The following is a 15,221-nucleotide window of genomic DNA, read 5'->3' on the forward strand; positions in this document are numbered from 1 at the left end:
TAATATCAATTAATATAAAATCTTAATGGTAATAAATTTTAATATTTGGTTAAAAAGAACTTTAATTATAATTACTTCACTTCTTATCGTTGGATGTAGTGTTGTGACTTTAGGCTACAACCGCCTACCGTTTCTTACAATTTTTGAATTAGACTCCATTGTTGATTTAACTGAAGAACAAGAAAACCTCTCACGCATTCAACTTGATGCTTGGTTAGAATGGCACCGCGAAAAGCATCTTCCGCAATACATTGTAAAATTAGAACAATGGGAAAAACTGATTATACAAGATTTAACTCCAAGTCAGTTTTGTAAAGAAGTGGATGTGATTAGAACTTTTACCAATGAAGCAGTTGAAAAATTTATCCCAGCTCTCATTCCAATAGCTACAACTTTAACGCCAATTCAAATTGATAATTGGAATACGTATCAGGAAGAAAAAGATAAAGAGTTTGTTGAAAATTTCGGCAAAGGTAAGAAGGGTGAGATTATTAACGAGAAAAGATTAAAAAGAGCCATTGAACGAGCAGAGATGCTTTATGGAACATTGAATGCAAATCAAAAAGAAGCTTTGGCTAAACGATTAGAAAAAAGTGTGTTTAATGTTGAGCAAGTTTTACCAGAAAGAAAACGCAGACACTCTGATTCAATCAATGCAGTAAAGCTTATCCAATCTGGGGCAAAACCTTATCCAACTTTAAAAGCAGTGTGGGACCGTAATCAAAAATCACCGAATCCAAATTATGCAGCTTACAGTGATAAAATGTTACAAGATGGCTGCAGTCAATTATCTGAACTACATAACAAAACTACATTAGAACAACGAAAAAAAGCAGCACAGAAATTAAACGGTTATCGAAAAGATTTTGAAACTTTAATCAAACCCTAAATTTAATTATTTTTTTAAATTATATTCTCAATTTATATCGATCTATGATATTATCAAAGCAATGCTAAAAGATTGGTACATTTATATTTTATATGGCTTAGCTTTAGGCTTTGCTATTTATCTAGGCGATAAATACATATTTAATTTTTTATAAACGGTATAATTAAATGAACATCGAGCTTATCGTGGCTATTATATTGGCGATGATTTCATCCTTATTACCATCGATTTATAAAAAAATTACCGATAGTGCCAATATTGCAAACCCTTACATTATTGCAGCAGCTTTAATTTTAGGAACTCTTACAGCTTGTGTTTTTTATTCCTTAATTACAATTGGATTATTAGGAACTTTATACTACTTCGTTATTTATATTTTTATCGCAGGCTCTATTTTCCTTACTCAATATTTAGTAAAACTAAATTCAAAATAAAACGTCTTTTTATTATTACATTCACTAATTTTTGCATCTGCTGCACTGATTAAATACATATTTTAACAGCGCAGTTATTAAACTTTATACAAATGGAAATAAGAAATTGAGTAAGTAATTTAGTAAATTTAAGAATATAGATGAAAAAAAGAAAGTAATTAGAACAAGAATAATAATTAAAAGTATTATTTTTTTAAAAAAATTATTTTCTTTGATTGTTTCTTTTAGTTTATTATCAACTTTTTTTTTATTATTTTTCATTAATTAATACTCAATATTGTTCATAATCATCATTATTATAAAGAAGATTTTAAGAGAGTGTTCTGCAATTAATACTAAATATAATTTTTTATTCTGAATATTTTTTAAGTAAGCAGAGGATTCAAGTTTTAAAAAATTAAATTCCATAATCAAGAAACTGAAAAGATTTAATAAAAAGAATACGCCTATATACATTATTGCGTACCCAACAATTAGTTCCATATTCAGCCTTACGCTCAATATAACCAATGAAAAAATAAGGTTAAAAAGTAAATATTTTCCGTAAATATTAAATAATGAGCGTAAGTGATAGTTGATATCGCTCTTATTTTTAAAAATTATATAAAATAAGAAGAAACCTAGTAGGATTATGCTTAAGGCCAACATAATCCACGGCAAAAAATAAACTACAATAAAAATAAAGTAATTCATTAATTAACTAACTATTCGCGTTAAGTTAATGAACTAATTAATTTTTACAGTAACTGTTCTTCTATTTTGTGACCAAGCAATAGCATTTGAAGCAGGATTAACAGGTCTTTCTTTTCCATAGCTGACAACTTTTATTCTATTAGAAGCTAATCCATTGGCCATTAAATAATCCTTAACAGCAGTGGCTCTTTTTTCACCCAATGCCAAGTTATATTCTCTTGTTCCTCTTTCATCGGCATGGCCTTCTAGAGTTACATTTAGATTTGGATTATTTTTTAAGTAGTTCACTTGTTTTAATAGTGTTTCAGTTCCTTTTGATGAAATATTATATTTATTTGTTGCAAAAAATATCCTGTCAGGAACTCCATCAGCTAAATATTTAATAGTTTCATTTCCTGTATAAATATCGCCATCAATCTGCGGTGCTGTTGCTTGTTGTGTTGTGCAACTTACAATTAATGTTGAAGCAAGAACTGAAAGTAGAGTTAATATTTTTTTCATTATTTGGACTCCTTAAATATTTTTCTAAAATTTATTTTTAAAATATGTTTTAAATAAGGTTTTATGCAACTGCTGATTTAATATTCAATCAGAAAGTGATTATTATTTATAATGATGATTGCCAGATCTTATTAAGATAGAATTTGTTAATGAAAGAAAAAGAAATAATCATGATAGTATTTGCAGGATTATTTTTATTATTAGTTTTTTTATAAAAATTATGAAAATTAAAATATTATTTTTACTAGCTCTACTAGGCCTTTATTCTTGCACTGCAATATCTGAAAAAGCCGAAGAAAAAGCTGCAAAAGAAAATGCGTATCTTTCAACTTTCTTAAAAGCGCCCTCAGCTAATCTTGTAAAAACTTTTGGTAAACCCACAGAAACTTTAGCTGAAAACGATCAGACGATTTATGTTTATGAAGTAAAAGGCAAAGTATTCAATTGTCAGAGAAAGTTTACAATTGACAATAAAAATACTGTTTCTGGATTTGTGTCTACTTGTTGGGATTGATATTAAATAATAATAAAGTTTAAGTTCATATACTATTTGTAGCATCCATGTATGAATCGCTTGCAACGCTTACGCTCATCATTCATTTTCTCTTTATTATATTTGTAATCTTTGGAGGTCTTTTATTCTTTATAAAACCTTGGACATTGTATTTTCATGTTCCAGCATTTCTTTACGGAGTTTATATAGAATTTACACAAAGTGTTTGCCCGCTCACTTACTTAGAAAATTATCTATTAACCAAAGCAAATCTTGCAACTTATTCCACAACCTTTATCCAAAATTATCTGTATGCAATTATTTACCCAATCAATCTAACTAAAGAGATCCAAATTAGCCTTGGAATTGCTCTGCTGATTATAAATGGAATAATTTATGGGTTTATTATTAAAAGAAAAAAGTGAGTGAAGTAAGGGGTTTTGATTTTGAAAAAAAAGTATCGTGCCATATTACTAAAAGAGAATGAAAGTAAAACACTATTAAACGACTGATTTTACTTTAGTATTAATTTTCTATTAAAGATGAATATCCACGGCTAATAAATTTTCCAAGAGGTTTTGTTGAAATAAATTTTTGGTCTTGAAAAACAACTCTACCGTTTGTTATTGTTGTAATTGGAACCCCGGTTACTTCAAAGTTCTCCCAGGGTGTATAATCAGAACCATGATGAAGATTTTTTTGATGAATTTTAGTTTTTTTATTTTGATCCCATAGTACGATGTCTGCATCAAATCCAATATCAATAGAACCTTTATGAGGCCATAATCCATAAATTTTTGCGTGATTAGTGGAGGTTTGTTCTACAAATTGTTTTATAGAAATTCTTTTTTTTGAAACCCCCTCAGAAAAAAAAATAGGCAATCTAGTTTCAACTCCTGGAATTCCATTTGGTATCCACCTGAAGGATGTTTTGGCTTTAGGATTTAATTTTCCTTTAATATCATCGTATCTAAAAGGACAATGATCACTTGAAAATATACTAAATACATTTTCTTGTATGCCCTGCCAAATAGCATTTTGTGAGTTAATATCTCTTGGTGGCGGACTACAAACATATTTAGAGCCCGACATATCCATATTTAAACCCCTTAAATCACTTTTGGTTAAAGTTATATATTGCGGACAAGTCTCAGCATAAATTGGTAATTCCCTTTTTTCTTTTGCCCACTTAATTTGCTCCAATGCTATTTCAGATGATACATGCACTATCATTAAAGGAATTCCCGCAATTTCTGCGTGGCTGATTGCACGATGAACAGCTTCTCTTTCAACTATATCAGGGCGAGTCTCAGCGTGAAAATAAGGGGCAATATTTCCTTTTTGTTCAGCTTCATTAGTTAAAAATCTAATAGCATCATAACCCTCAGCATGAACCATAACTAAAGCCTTATGTTCTTTTGCTGTTTTCATTACATTTAATATTTCAAGATCTTTAAGAACTAAATCATCATAAGTCATAAATATTTTTAAAGATGTGTAACCATTATTGATCAATGCTGGTAATTCCTGTCCAAGTGTTTGAGGACTAGTATCTGAAATAATTAAATGAAAAGCATAATCGATGTAACAATTTCCCTCTGCTAATTTATGATAATTTTGTACAACAGCTCTAATAGACTCTCCTCTTTGCTGGAGCGCAAAAGGAATCACACAAGTGTTTCCACCCGCAGCTGCTGATTTAGTCGCTGAGATAAAATCATCTGCAATTTGAATGTCAGGGCCAAATGGCTGAGAAATATGAACATGACTATCAATGCCGCCCGGTAAGCAAAGTAAACCTTTTGCGTCAATTACATCTGATGTTTGTTCAATTTTATTTTCAATGGCTTTTATCTTGCCCTCTAATATACCAATATCTAACTTTTTTATTTTATCTTGAAAAAAAACATCTCCATTTTTTATAACTAAATCAAATTTCATACATTTTTATTAATATTCTGAAAGAATTTAAAAAGTATTTTAAAGTAATCATACAATTCATTTATTTTCATTTTTTCGTTAGACCTATGACCCTGATCACCATCGCCAGGACCAATATTGATAATATTAATATTGTCATTAGCAAAATAACGTCCATCACTTACTCCAATACAAGATAAAAATTTTGGTTTTTTTCCTTTAACATCTAAATATGAATGGTAAAGATTTTGTAGATATTGATTTTTTTTATTTGAAGCAAAACTATTAGTGCCTGTATTAAATACTACTTTTGCAGTTTTATCCTCTTTTTGAATTATTTTTTTCATTTCTTTAAATGACGATCGAATACTTTCTTTTTTGGTTATTCTTCGGTCGACTTGAAAATATGCCTGTGCCGGTACAACATTAACGTTATGGCCACCCTTTATTAGTCCAATATTAATAGTAGATTTTTGATTTTTACAATTATAACGTTGAATATATTTTTTATAACTAGTTTGTAACTTAAAAATAATTTTATTTGCTTTCTCTATTGCATTTATGCCTTTGTCAGGTTCTCCTGCATGTGAAGTTTTTCCTTTGAGATAAACACTTGTCCAAAAAACTCCTCTTTCTTCCACTATAAGATTATTGTTTGTCGGCGCTCCTAAAATTAAAGTATGTGGATTTATTAATTGATTTTGTCTTAAATAAAAACTTCCTTCTGAACCTAAATTTTCCTCGTCAGTAACGAAGGTAAAAGTTACTTTTTCACTTATTTTTGGAAAAAATTGGTTAAATTTTTTTGCCAAATAAATATGTACTGCAGCACTCCCCTTACAATTAACAGAGCCGAGACCGTGCAAATAGTTGCCTATTTTAGTAAGTTTATAAGGGTTAGTTTTCCAATCTTTCTTATTAGGCTGTACGGTATCTATATGAGAATTAAATACAATTGATTTTGCATTCCCCGAAAAATTTTTAGCAATTAAACTTATTTTATTTTTATTAGGCCCTTTTAAAAGTAAATTAAGTTTAGAATATTTTAAATAGTTGTAGATAAAACTATTTATCTTATCTGAATGAGCGGGTGGGTAAGCTGTATTAATTGAAACTAAATTTGACAAAATTTTTACTATCTCAGATTTATCTTGTTTATTCATAAAAGAGTTTCCGCGGGTTATCTTTAGTCATTAAATCTAATTCTGCATTATTAAAACCTAGGCTTAAAATTTCACTAATAAAGTTTTTAAAACCAATAGTTGGTTTAGGCAAAACGGACACACCGCAGTCACTCGATAGTATCACATTTTTACATTGGGCTTCATTAATTAAATTTTTTAAAATATTTTTATTAATACCTTCAACGATATGTTTCTCTCCGTCTATATGTGTAAGCGGTATAGTAGTAGCTTTGGAAATAAAAAAATACGAAAACTCAAAAAAAACATTAGTTATTTTTTTTAACTCTTTAATATCCGAAGCAGATAAATGATTCGAAGGTATTAATATTTTCTTAATTTCAAAATTTTTTGCAAGACTAATTAAATTAATAATTTCCTCACCTGATATATGCCCTGTATTTAGAACTAGATTTTTTTTAGAAATAATTTCTAATATTTTTAATATATTATTGTCAACTTTCTTAATATTGGTTAATGAAAAACAACTATCAATATAAACTTTACTTCGCTTTTCTTGTTTAGCGATATATTGCGTATGGTGAGTGGGAAAAGAAATGAATTTAAATCTTTTTGTAGAATCTTCATATGCATAATTAGTTAAAATTTCAACTATCGATGAATTAACTCCACCAGTATAAGGCTCCATTATTAGGCCACCAAAAATATCTAATTTATAATTTTTATAATTTTTTTTTAATAATGACGCATAACCAGATGTATTAGAAAAATTATCCATCAATCCTATCGCCTTCATCTTTTCTTTCTCTGCATCTTCAATAGCTTCAAATAGATTTAAACTTCTGGCATTAATATGAGGGCAACAGTGAATGTGATTGTCATATCTGCCTTCCAAACTTATGTTATTTATATTGAGCATATTTTAATCTTTTATGATTTTGAGCATAAAGTCTTTAGTTCTTGGATTTTCTGGCTGATTAAACAATTTTTCTGGATGGTTAATTTCTACAACTTTTCCTTTATCCAAAAACGCAACCCTGTTTGATATTTCCTTAACAAATCCCATTTCATGAGAGACAATAAACATCGTAATTCCTTCTGATGCCAATATTTTAATAGTGTTTAAAACTTCATTTACCAACTCAGGGTCTAAGGCAGAAGTTATTTCATCCAATAATAAAATTTCGGGCTTTAAATTTAATGCTCTGGCAATTGCAACGCGCTGCTGTTGTCCTCCAGAAAGTTCCTCAGGATATGAATTAATTTTATCTTTTAATCCCACTTTTTCGAGTAATTTAATGGCATTTTGTTCTACTTCATGTTTATCTCTTTTTTGTATTTTTACTGGAGCAATACAAACATTTTTTAAAACACTCATATTTTGAAATAAATTGTATTGTTGAAAAACTATAGCAATTTTACTTCTGACAAAACTAAGGTCTTTAGTATTTTGATAATTAATTTTTTTTTCCTCTAAAAAAACTTCTCCTTGGCGGAATTTTACTAATCCAACTAACAATTTTAACAAAGTACTCTTTCCAGATCCGGAGGGACCAATAAGACTTACAATTTCACCTTTGTTTATATCTAGTGACAAATCATCTAAGACTTTTAAAGAATCGTAAAAAGCAGATACAGATTTAATTTTTATGTGTGCCATATTTTTTTTCCAATTTTTTTCCAAGCATGTATAATGGATATGATAAAATAAAATACAAAACAAGTATTGAGCCAAAAGCTAACACAGGAGAAAATCCTTTATTATTTAAAACCTTTCCAACATAAGTTAATTCCATAACTCCAATTTGTGAAGCTAGCGCAGTATCTTTGATAAATAAAATAAAAAAACCAAAGGCTGGAGGTAAAATTACTTTCCACGCTTGTGGAAAAATTACTTCCTTTAATATTTGCAAATAACTAAAATTCATTGCTTTGGCTGCATCCCATTGAGCAATATTTATGGACTCAATGCCACTTCTTACTATTTCAGAAATAAAAGCTGTTCCAATTAAGCAAACTGTAACCACAGCAATAAAAAATAAAGAATCTGAAAATTTTAAAATCTGGAAGATATAAAAAATTAATAATAAAGAAACTAAAAATGGTATTCTTCTAAAAATTTCAATATAAAAAATAACAATAATTCTTAAAGGCAAAAGTATAATTGTCTCTGTTTTTCTAATAACCGCAAGTAGAATCCCAAAAGTAAAACCAAATAAGCAACCAATAGCGGTTAAAAGAAAGGTTACTAACATGGCTTTTAGAAGAAAAATTATATTCCAGTATGTAAAAAAACTCGGGAACTCTGCTAATAAATTTTGCATATTAAATTATTTTCATTTTAACTTTAAAAAAATATCGACCAATTGTGGCAAGACAAAATGTAGCCAATATTGTTATCAATATGTAAATCAAAGCAGTTAAAGAAAAAATTTCAACACTACGAAAAGTTAAAGAATTTATATTAAAAGCTCTACCCATTAATTCCTCGACTCCAAAAATCGCCGCCATCGAAGTTCCTAATGTCATAAGAATGTAATGATTTGATAAAGCAGGAAAAATAGTTTTTATAATATGTGGTAATATAATTAGTCTGACCTGTTGACTTATAGAAAAATTCATAGTTTTGGCGGCGTCTAACTCTTCATTTTTAATTGATAAAAAACCCGCCCTTTGTATTTCTGTTAAATAGGCTGCTGCATTAAGCGTCATTCCTAACAACACTGCAGTAAAAGGAGAAAGTAAAATACCAAATTCAGGCAGTGCAAAAAATAAAAAGTAAATTTGAACTAGTTGTGGGGTATTTGTAAAAAAATTTACGTACATTACAACTATTTTATTTAAATAAAATGGACCGAATGTTCTTATGGTTGCAAATAACAGACCAAAAAACATTCCCCCAAAAAATGAGAGTATTGCTATAGTAAAGCTCAACAAAGAGCCTTTAATTAAGTAAGGAATATATTCGTAAATCTGGCTGTAAATTAATGTATAGCCCATGATATGATCAGTACTATTTTCATCCCTCCTAAGCATAACTTAGGAGGGTTGAGATTTTTTTTAATTTTATATTATTAAAAATATGGTGTTGCTTGGACGCTGGTAAGTTGACCAATACCAAACCATTTCTTCCATGTCTTATCTACAAAATCATCTCTATGCATTGTGTAGATTGCAACATTTAGCCACTGTTGAAGAGTATAATTCCCTTTTTTAACTCCTATGCCGCAATACCAAGTGTCAATCGACTTATCAACTACTTGCCATTTGACATCTTTATACTTGTTCATATGTTCTCCAAGAAAATCAACAACATCAACAATTGCATCAGCTCTACCTTGAGCAATTGATCTCATAGCATCTGGATAGTTATCAAAAAGAGTAATTTGAGCTTTTGTCAAATTTTTTGCCGCCCAATCTGCTGGCATTGTGCCTCTAACTTGAGCTAACTTAACATCTGCTTTATTCATATCCATTACTGCTTTAAATGGTTTTTTACTTGTTGTTAATGCGCCAAAAACTTCAGTATGAACTGGCAATGTGAAGTCAATAATTTTTTGTCTCTCCGCATTTCGAGTCATAGCACCCATTACAATGTCAACTTTTCCGGTTGATACAAAAGGTATTCTATCTGGCGATCCCACTACTACTAACTCAAGTTTCACACCTAGCATTTCTGCTAACTTTGCACCGATGTCTGCATCAAACCCCACTAAATTATTTTTTTCATCATATTTTGCTAATGGAGGAAGTCCTGGATTTACACCCATTTTTAAAACACCAGATTTTAGAATTTCATCTAATGTTCGTGCTTCGGCTCCGGTAAAAAGCAAAAAAGTTAGAAAAAAAGATAAGATAATTTTTTTTAACATTTATATACCCCTATTTTAGTTATTATTTACTCTTTAGAATACATTGTTAATTTAATATTAAAACAATTTAAATACTTAAGTATAATCAACGTAATAAATTCATAAACATGAGCAGTACAACTTTAAATAGAATTGTAGAATTTTACATAAACGAAAAAAAATATTTTGCGAGAGAAGGAACAAGTGTTGCTTTGGCTTTATATAATAATAATTATAAAAAAATAAGAAAATCTCCTAAATTAAAAACAGATAGAGGATTATTTTGTATGATGGGTTCTTGTCAAGAATGCATAGTAAATATTGATGGTGTAAAAAAATTATCTTGTATCTCTAAAATAAAAAAAAATACTAAAATTTTTATATAAATAAAGAATGAATAATAAAGTTTATGATGTAGCAATAATTGGTTCTGGCCCAAGTGGGATTGCGGCCGCATTAGAATTATCAAAATATAATATTAATATTTTACTTATTGATAACAATGAGAGAGTGGGGGGACAGATATATAGAGCATCGCCTCCAGAATTTAAGTGTGATGAAAGCGTTGAGGAGATGCAGATCCAAAAAGATTTAGAGGAAAAAATAAAAAAATCGAATATTGTTTACAAACCCAATCATACCGTTTGGCAAATTTCTGAAAATTTTAGAATTGATGGCTTTACTGAAAGTGAAGCTTTTGTTTGGCGAGCTAATAAAATAATAGTAGCAACAGGAACTACTGAAAGGATAGTACCTTTTTCAGGTTGGACAAATCCAGGTGTAATAGGTCTTGCAGCCACTACTATAATTTTAAAATCACAACAAACAATACCAGGTAAAAAAATTATAATTGCAGGATGTGGTCCACTTCTTTTAGTCGTAGCATACTATACGCTAAAGCTAGGCGGTAAAATCGAAGCGATTATAGACACCAACTCTAAGTGGACTTGGTTAAAAAATTTTATTTTTTTATTTTCCAATATACCATTATTTATAAAAGGATTTAAGTGGATATTAAAAATTTTATTGTGCCGGATTCCTATTTATTCAAATTGTACGGTTACAAGCGCTGAAAATAATAATGATTTCTTAAATGTTGAAATAAAAAACTTAAATAATATTGAAAATAGTAAATCTATAAAATTACAGTGTGATACATTGTGCGTGGGCCATGGATTAATTCCATCAACAGATTTCTCAAGACTAATGAATGCTCATCATAAATTTGATAAATATCTCGGTGGTTGGATACCTGAAGTGAACAAATATTTTGAAACATCTGTTCCTAATTTTTATCAAATAGGGGATGCCTCTGGAGTGCTAGGAGCAATGCCTGCCTATGAAAAGGGCAAAATAGCTGCAATATCAATAATTCATAAAATGAATTTGCTCTCAGACTATGAGCTTGATCAACAATATAAAATTTTATCTAAAAAACTAAAAAGATTAAAAATTTTTGGAGAAGCTATATCAAAAATTTCATTTCCAAATGATTTGCTTTATAAACAAATTCTTCCTGAAACAATTGTTTGTCGCTGTGAAGACATAACAAGAAAAGACATTGAAAACTCGGCAAATAATGGTGCTCATGATTTGAATCAATTAAAAACCTGGACCAGATGCGGCATGGGTCCTTGTCAAGGCAGAACATGCCACTACGCTACAAGCTTAGTGTTGGCAAAATGTACTAACAAAAAAATTGAAGACTTAGGATACTGGACGGGAAGAGCTCCTGTTAGACCAATACCTTTTTATGCAGCGGCAGGAGATTTTACTTATGAGGAAATTACAAAAATTGAAAGCACACCAATTTGAATAAGACATTTGATACGATTATTGTCGGTGCAGGAATAATGGGCTCAACAGTTGCATTATTTTTAGCAAGAGCTGGCAAAAAAGTTTTATTAATTGATAAATCACAAATTTTCAGATCAGCTTCTGGTTCTAATGCTGGAACACTCACTATTCATATGACTAGAGCTAGCCTTGTTCCTTACGCCTTAAAGGGATGGGAAATGTGGATGAACCTAAGTGAATGGTTATCTAGAGATATCGAAGTTAAGCATCAGCCTGGTTTGTGTTTAGCTTTTACTGAGGAGGAAGAAAAATTGCTAGTTGAACGATCAAAAATAAGGAATGATAACGGTGCAAATATTAAAATTTTAAATTCAGCTGAAGCTCAGAAAATTGAGCCGTCTCTATCTAAAAAAATTAGATGTGCAGCTTTCTCTGAGATCGATGGCTACGCGTACGCTAATCAAACTGGCCTTGCATACAAAAAAGCACTACAAAAAGAAAATATAACAATTTTAGAAAATTCTGAAGTCATAAAAATAAAAAAAAATGCTAATTTTTCAGTTACCATAAGTAATAAAAATATTAACCAAGATTATTATGCTGATCAGATAGTTTTGGCTTGTGGAGTTTGGTTGGGTGAAATTCTGAAAATGATGAACGTTAAAATCAATTTAAAATGTTTGGCACAACAATTAATAGTAACTGAAAGAATGAATAATTTTCTTAATAGTGTTATTACTATAGCAAATGGAAAACTTTCATTGAAGCAATTTAGCAATGGAAATGTTTTAATAGGAGGTGGTTGGCCAGGCGTTGGAGCAACTGCAGATAAGTTTACATCAACTATACCAGAGAACTTAATAGGAAATATTAGATTAGCTTGTTATGCTACACCTGAATTAAAAAATACTAGAATTTCAAGAATTTGGCTTGGCTTAGAAGCAGAAACAGACGATGCAATGCCAATTATAGGTAAAATACCCGATAATGAAGGAGCTTATATAATAGGATCTGTCCATTCAGGTTATACAAGTGGTCCATATATGGGCAAACTTTTGTCAGAATACATTCTAGGTAAAAATGTTAATTTAGATTCATTCAATATTAGTAGACTAATTCAAAAGCAATGAACGAAAAATTCAAGGGATTGTACGCAGCAACTATTGTTCCTTTAAAAAAAAATAGACAGATAAATATTATAGAATTAAAAAACCACCTAAAAGATATTGTAAATAAAAAAAACATAAAAGGTTTGTTGATTAATGGGCATGCTGGAGAAAATTTTTCATTAACTGATAAAGAGCAAATAGTAATTGTAAAAATTGCAAAAAAAATAATCAAGAAAAATCAGTTAATCGTATCTGGCGTAAATTTTGAAGATCCGTATAAAGCTCGTGTTGTTGCGAAGGAAATGGAAAAAAATGGTGCGGATGCAATTTTAATATTTCCACCCTTCTCCTGGTCTTTTTCACGCTCGCAAGATCAAATTTTTGATCATCATAAAATAATACATGATTTTATATCAATACCAATCTTCACTTATCAGTCATCGATTCATTCTAATGGTTTAAACTATGAAAAAATTCTCAACAAAAGATTTTTGACATTAAAAAAAATAATTGGTGTGAAGGAGGGCAGTTGGAATGTGCGAGCTTACCAAGAAAATTATAATCTATTTAAAAATAATAAAAAAAATTTTTTAGTTATGGCGTCTGGTGACGAACATTTATATCCATGTTTTAAATATAGAAAAGGAAGCGATGGAAGTTTGGTAAGCCTTGCAATTATCTTGCCTGAAGATGTTGCCAATATGATCAATTTAATAAAAGAAAAAAAAATGAGAGAAGCAAAATATTTGAGCCAAAAAATTAATCTTTTTGCTAAAGCTATATATGGAAATAATCCAGCTAGTTTCGCAACCGCAAGGCTAAAATATTGTCTAAAAAAAATGAAAAAAATTTCAACTGATTTCATGAGATCTACAATTGAATTGGATAGCAACGATAAAAAAAATTTAGATAAAATTTTAAGTAAATTTAAGCTAATTAATTATTAAGCTCCTTTTTAATAAACAAGATCCCAAAAAAAACAATAAGAACTATTCCAATTATTTTTTGATTGGTAAGATCAATATTAAAAAATAAAACATTTATTATACTAGCCCATATTAACTGAGAATATTGAAAATATGACACAAAAGAAACGTTAGAATATTGAATTGCAAGTATCAAAAATAAATGCGAAAAAAATCCTAATAACCCTATTAAAATTAAATATAACCAAAAGTCATTTGTAAAATTTTTGTAATCTAAAAAGAGATAGACAGAAAAAAATAATGAACCTAAAAGTCCACTATAAAAAACAGCTGCAAAGGGATCCTTGTTATGTGAGATTTTTTTAGTTACGAGCTGATACAAAGCAAATGAAATTGCCAATAATATTGGAAATATAATATAAATATTTAAGAAATCAGCTGAGATTTCCAACGAATAAGTAATTACAAGAAAACTCAAGAACATTAAAATTATTCCTAACAAACTTATTTTTTCCTTAAGAAATATAATTGAAAACAAGACAAGAAATAATGGTGAAGTAGAATAAATGATAAAAATATTTACTAAGTCTAATTCCTTGAGAGCAATATACATAAAGACAGTCCCAATTATGAGAAGAAAAGATCTTAAAACCTGATTTTTGTAATCTTTTTTTAAATTAATTTTAATTTTAAAAATTAGAATAATTAAAATTGTAAAAATAAAATGAAAAAAATATCTTCCCCAAATAATTTGGTTTACACTTAAAAAGTTTATTAAATGTTTAGCTATAGAGTCCATACATACTAACATCCCATATGCAGATAAACTAAGAAGTATACTGATCATTTTTAAATTAGAATTTCATAAATCATTATTACTGGTATAAATTTTCAAAAATAAAAATACTTAATCTTTATTATTCAACAATATCGTTTAAAAAAATTGATGCTATTAATATTGCTATAGGTAAAAAAATTTAGTCATATGATAATTTTATCAATAAAATAAAATATTAAATTTTTATATATAATTTTTAGCTCCATACTATTTCTTTACGAGTTATTGAAAAATTATATATTATTGCAGTTTTTAAAATTTTAGTAATATAAAATACCAGACGACAAAACCCTTAAAAGTTATTTAACGGAAGTAACTTAGTAGCGGGGTTTTAATTTTAAAAAAAAGTGTCGTGCCATATTACTAAAAGAGAATGAAAGTAAAACACTATTAAACGACTGATTTTGCTTTAGTATTTATTTCAAAATTAATGAGGGGTTATAACACAGGGGTTATTGCAAATTTATTTTTTTGTCTTTGCCTTAATCACAGTCAACGTGCTCATCTATAACACTTATTTCTTTAGCTCTCTTTTTTGCAGAAAATTTGACTTTAGTATGAAGGAAGAACATATTTTTATCAGGAGGCGGTAAATATGTTTATGCCAATACCTGATACTTGAATTAAA

19 protein-coding genes are annotated in these 15,221 nt (G+C 29.0%); 8 read left to right on the top strand and 11 right to left on the bottom strand.

Features of this window, described 5'->3' with window-relative positions:
- Window positions 1–25: 25 nt before the first annotated feature.
- Both AC8GER_RS00555 and AC8GER_RS00560 read left to right on the top strand, forming a co-directional pair.
- Window positions 26–889 carry a DUF6279 family lipoprotein gene (locus AC8GER_RS00555; protein WP_506598040.1) on the top strand — a complete coding sequence of 288 codons (864 nt, stop codon included), beginning with the start codon at window positions 26–28 and terminating at the stop codon, window positions 887–889.
- Window positions 890–1,056: 167 nt separating this feature from the next.
- The gene (locus AC8GER_RS00560; protein WP_029167410.1) at window positions 1,057–1,323 is read left to right on the top strand and encodes a hypothetical protein; all 267 of its coding nucleotides are present in this window, start codon (window positions 1,057–1,059) and stop codon (window positions 1,321–1,323) included.
- A gap of 84 nt (window positions 1,324–1,407) precedes the next feature.
- Here AC8GER_RS00560 and AC8GER_RS00565 read toward each other — a convergent pair whose 3' ends face one another.
- The 3 genes from AC8GER_RS00565 to pal all read right to left on the bottom strand — a co-directional run bounded on the left by AC8GER_RS00565 (window position 1,408) and on the right by pal (window position 2,517).
- Window positions 1,408–1,584, bottom strand: coding sequence for a hypothetical protein (locus AC8GER_RS00565; RefSeq protein WP_506598041.1), 177 nt, complete (start codon window positions 1,582–1,584; stop codon window positions 1,408–1,410).
- Window positions 1,585–1,587: 3 nt separating this feature from the next.
- A complete protein-coding gene (locus tag AC8GER_RS00570) occupies window positions 1,588–1,731 on the bottom strand; it encodes a hypothetical protein (protein WP_506598042.1) in 144 nt (47 codons plus the stop codon).
- Between the two features lie 318 nt (window positions 1,732–2,049).
- On the bottom strand, window positions 2,050–2,517 hold the full coding sequence (gene pal, locus AC8GER_RS00575; protein WP_506598043.1) for a peptidoglycan-associated lipoprotein Pal: 468 nt from the start codon (window positions 2,515–2,517) through the stop codon (window positions 2,050–2,052).
- Between the two features lie 220 nt (window positions 2,518–2,737).
- On the opposite strand from pal, the gene AC8GER_RS00580 reads away from it, so the two are divergent.
- Window positions 2,738–3,031, top strand: a complete 294-nt coding sequence (locus AC8GER_RS00580; RefSeq protein WP_506598044.1) for a hypothetical protein — start codon at window positions 2,738–2,740, stop codon at window positions 3,029–3,031.
- Window positions 3,032–3,078: 47 nt separating this feature from the next.
- Complete coding sequence (locus AC8GER_RS00585) at window positions 3,079–3,435, top strand: DUF2784 domain-containing protein (protein ID WP_506598045.1); 357 nt, start codon at window positions 3,079–3,081, stop codon at window positions 3,433–3,435.
- Between the two features lie 100 nt (window positions 3,436–3,535).
- On the opposite strand, the gene hydA is transcribed toward AC8GER_RS00585, so the two are convergent.
- The 7 genes from hydA to AC8GER_RS00620 are packed head-to-tail and all read right to left on the bottom strand — an operon-like array spanning window position 3,536 to window position 9,944.
- On the bottom strand, window positions 3,536–4,951 hold the full coding sequence (gene hydA / locus AC8GER_RS00590) for a dihydropyrimidinase (RefSeq protein ID WP_506598046.1): 1,416 nt from the start codon (window positions 4,949–4,951) through the stop codon (window positions 3,536–3,538).
- Entirely contained in the window at window positions 4,948–6,093 is a 1,146-nt protein-coding gene (locus AC8GER_RS00595) for an ArgE/DapE family deacylase (RefSeq protein ID WP_506598047.1), read from the bottom strand. Before AC8GER_RS00595 ends, hydA begins: the two co-directional genes overlap by 4 nt.
- A complete protein-coding gene (locus AC8GER_RS00600) occupies window positions 6,086–6,991 on the bottom strand; it encodes a DUF6282 family protein (protein WP_506598048.1) in 906 nt (301 codons plus the stop codon). The genes AC8GER_RS00595 and AC8GER_RS00600 overlap by 8 nt, the downstream gene beginning before the upstream one ends.
- Window positions 6,992–6,994: 3 nt before the next feature.
- A complete protein-coding gene (locus tag AC8GER_RS00605) occupies window positions 6,995–7,732 on the bottom strand; it encodes an amino acid ABC transporter ATP-binding protein (protein ID WP_506598049.1) in 738 nt (245 codons plus the stop codon).
- The gene (locus tag AC8GER_RS00610) at window positions 7,713–8,396 is read right to left on the bottom strand and encodes an amino acid ABC transporter permease (RefSeq protein WP_506598050.1); all 684 of its coding nucleotides are present in this window, start codon (window positions 8,394–8,396) and stop codon (window positions 7,713–7,715) included. Before AC8GER_RS00610 ends, AC8GER_RS00605 begins: the two co-directional genes overlap by 20 nt.
- A 1-nt stretch (window position 8,397) precedes the next feature.
- Window positions 8,398–9,108, bottom strand: a complete 711-nt coding sequence (locus AC8GER_RS00615; protein WP_506598051.1) for an amino acid ABC transporter permease — start codon at window positions 9,106–9,108, stop codon at window positions 8,398–8,400.
- 38 nt (window positions 9,109–9,146) lie between these two features.
- Window positions 9,147–9,944 carry a transporter substrate-binding domain-containing protein gene (locus AC8GER_RS00620; RefSeq protein ID WP_506598052.1) on the bottom strand — a complete coding sequence of 266 codons (798 nt, stop codon included), beginning with the start codon at window positions 9,942–9,944 and terminating at the stop codon, window positions 9,147–9,149.
- A 107-nt stretch (window positions 9,945–10,051) separates the two neighbouring features.
- On the opposite strand from AC8GER_RS00620, the gene AC8GER_RS00625 reads away from it, so the two are divergent.
- The 4 genes from AC8GER_RS00625 to AC8GER_RS00640 are packed head-to-tail and all read left to right on the top strand — an operon-like array spanning window position 10,052 to window position 13,776.
- Complete coding sequence (locus AC8GER_RS00625; RefSeq protein WP_506598053.1) at window positions 10,052–10,309, top strand: (2Fe-2S)-binding protein; 258 nt, start codon at window positions 10,052–10,054, stop codon at window positions 10,307–10,309.
- Window positions 10,310–10,316: 7 nt separating this feature from the next.
- Window positions 10,317–11,738 carry an FAD-dependent oxidoreductase gene (locus tag AC8GER_RS00630; RefSeq protein ID WP_506598054.1) on the top strand — a complete coding sequence of 474 codons (1,422 nt, stop codon included), beginning with the start codon at window positions 10,317–10,319 and terminating at the stop codon, window positions 11,736–11,738.
- A complete protein-coding gene (locus AC8GER_RS00635) occupies window positions 11,735–12,850 on the top strand; it encodes an NAD(P)/FAD-dependent oxidoreductase (RefSeq protein ID WP_506598055.1) in 1,116 nt (371 codons plus the stop codon). Before AC8GER_RS00630 ends, AC8GER_RS00635 begins: the two co-directional genes overlap by 4 nt.
- Window positions 12,847–13,776: a dihydrodipicolinate synthase family protein gene (locus AC8GER_RS00640; RefSeq protein WP_506598056.1), complete on the top strand. Its 930-nt coding sequence runs from the start codon at window positions 12,847–12,849 to the stop codon at window positions 13,774–13,776. The genes AC8GER_RS00635 and AC8GER_RS00640 overlap by 4 nt, the downstream gene beginning before the upstream one ends.
- Here the strand turns inward: AC8GER_RS00640 and AC8GER_RS00645 are convergent.
- Window positions 13,766–14,602, bottom strand: coding sequence for a DMT family transporter (locus AC8GER_RS00645; RefSeq protein WP_506598057.1), 837 nt, complete (start codon window positions 14,600–14,602; stop codon window positions 13,766–13,768). The genes AC8GER_RS00640 and AC8GER_RS00645 overlap by 11 nt on opposite strands.
- Window positions 14,603–15,221: the final 619 nt, after the last annotated feature.

Source organism: Fontibacterium abundans (SeqCode) (genome assembly GCF_965235095.1).
Taxonomy (GTDB): domain Bacteria; phylum Pseudomonadota; class Alphaproteobacteria; order Pelagibacterales; family Pelagibacteraceae; genus Fontibacterium; species Fontibacterium abundans.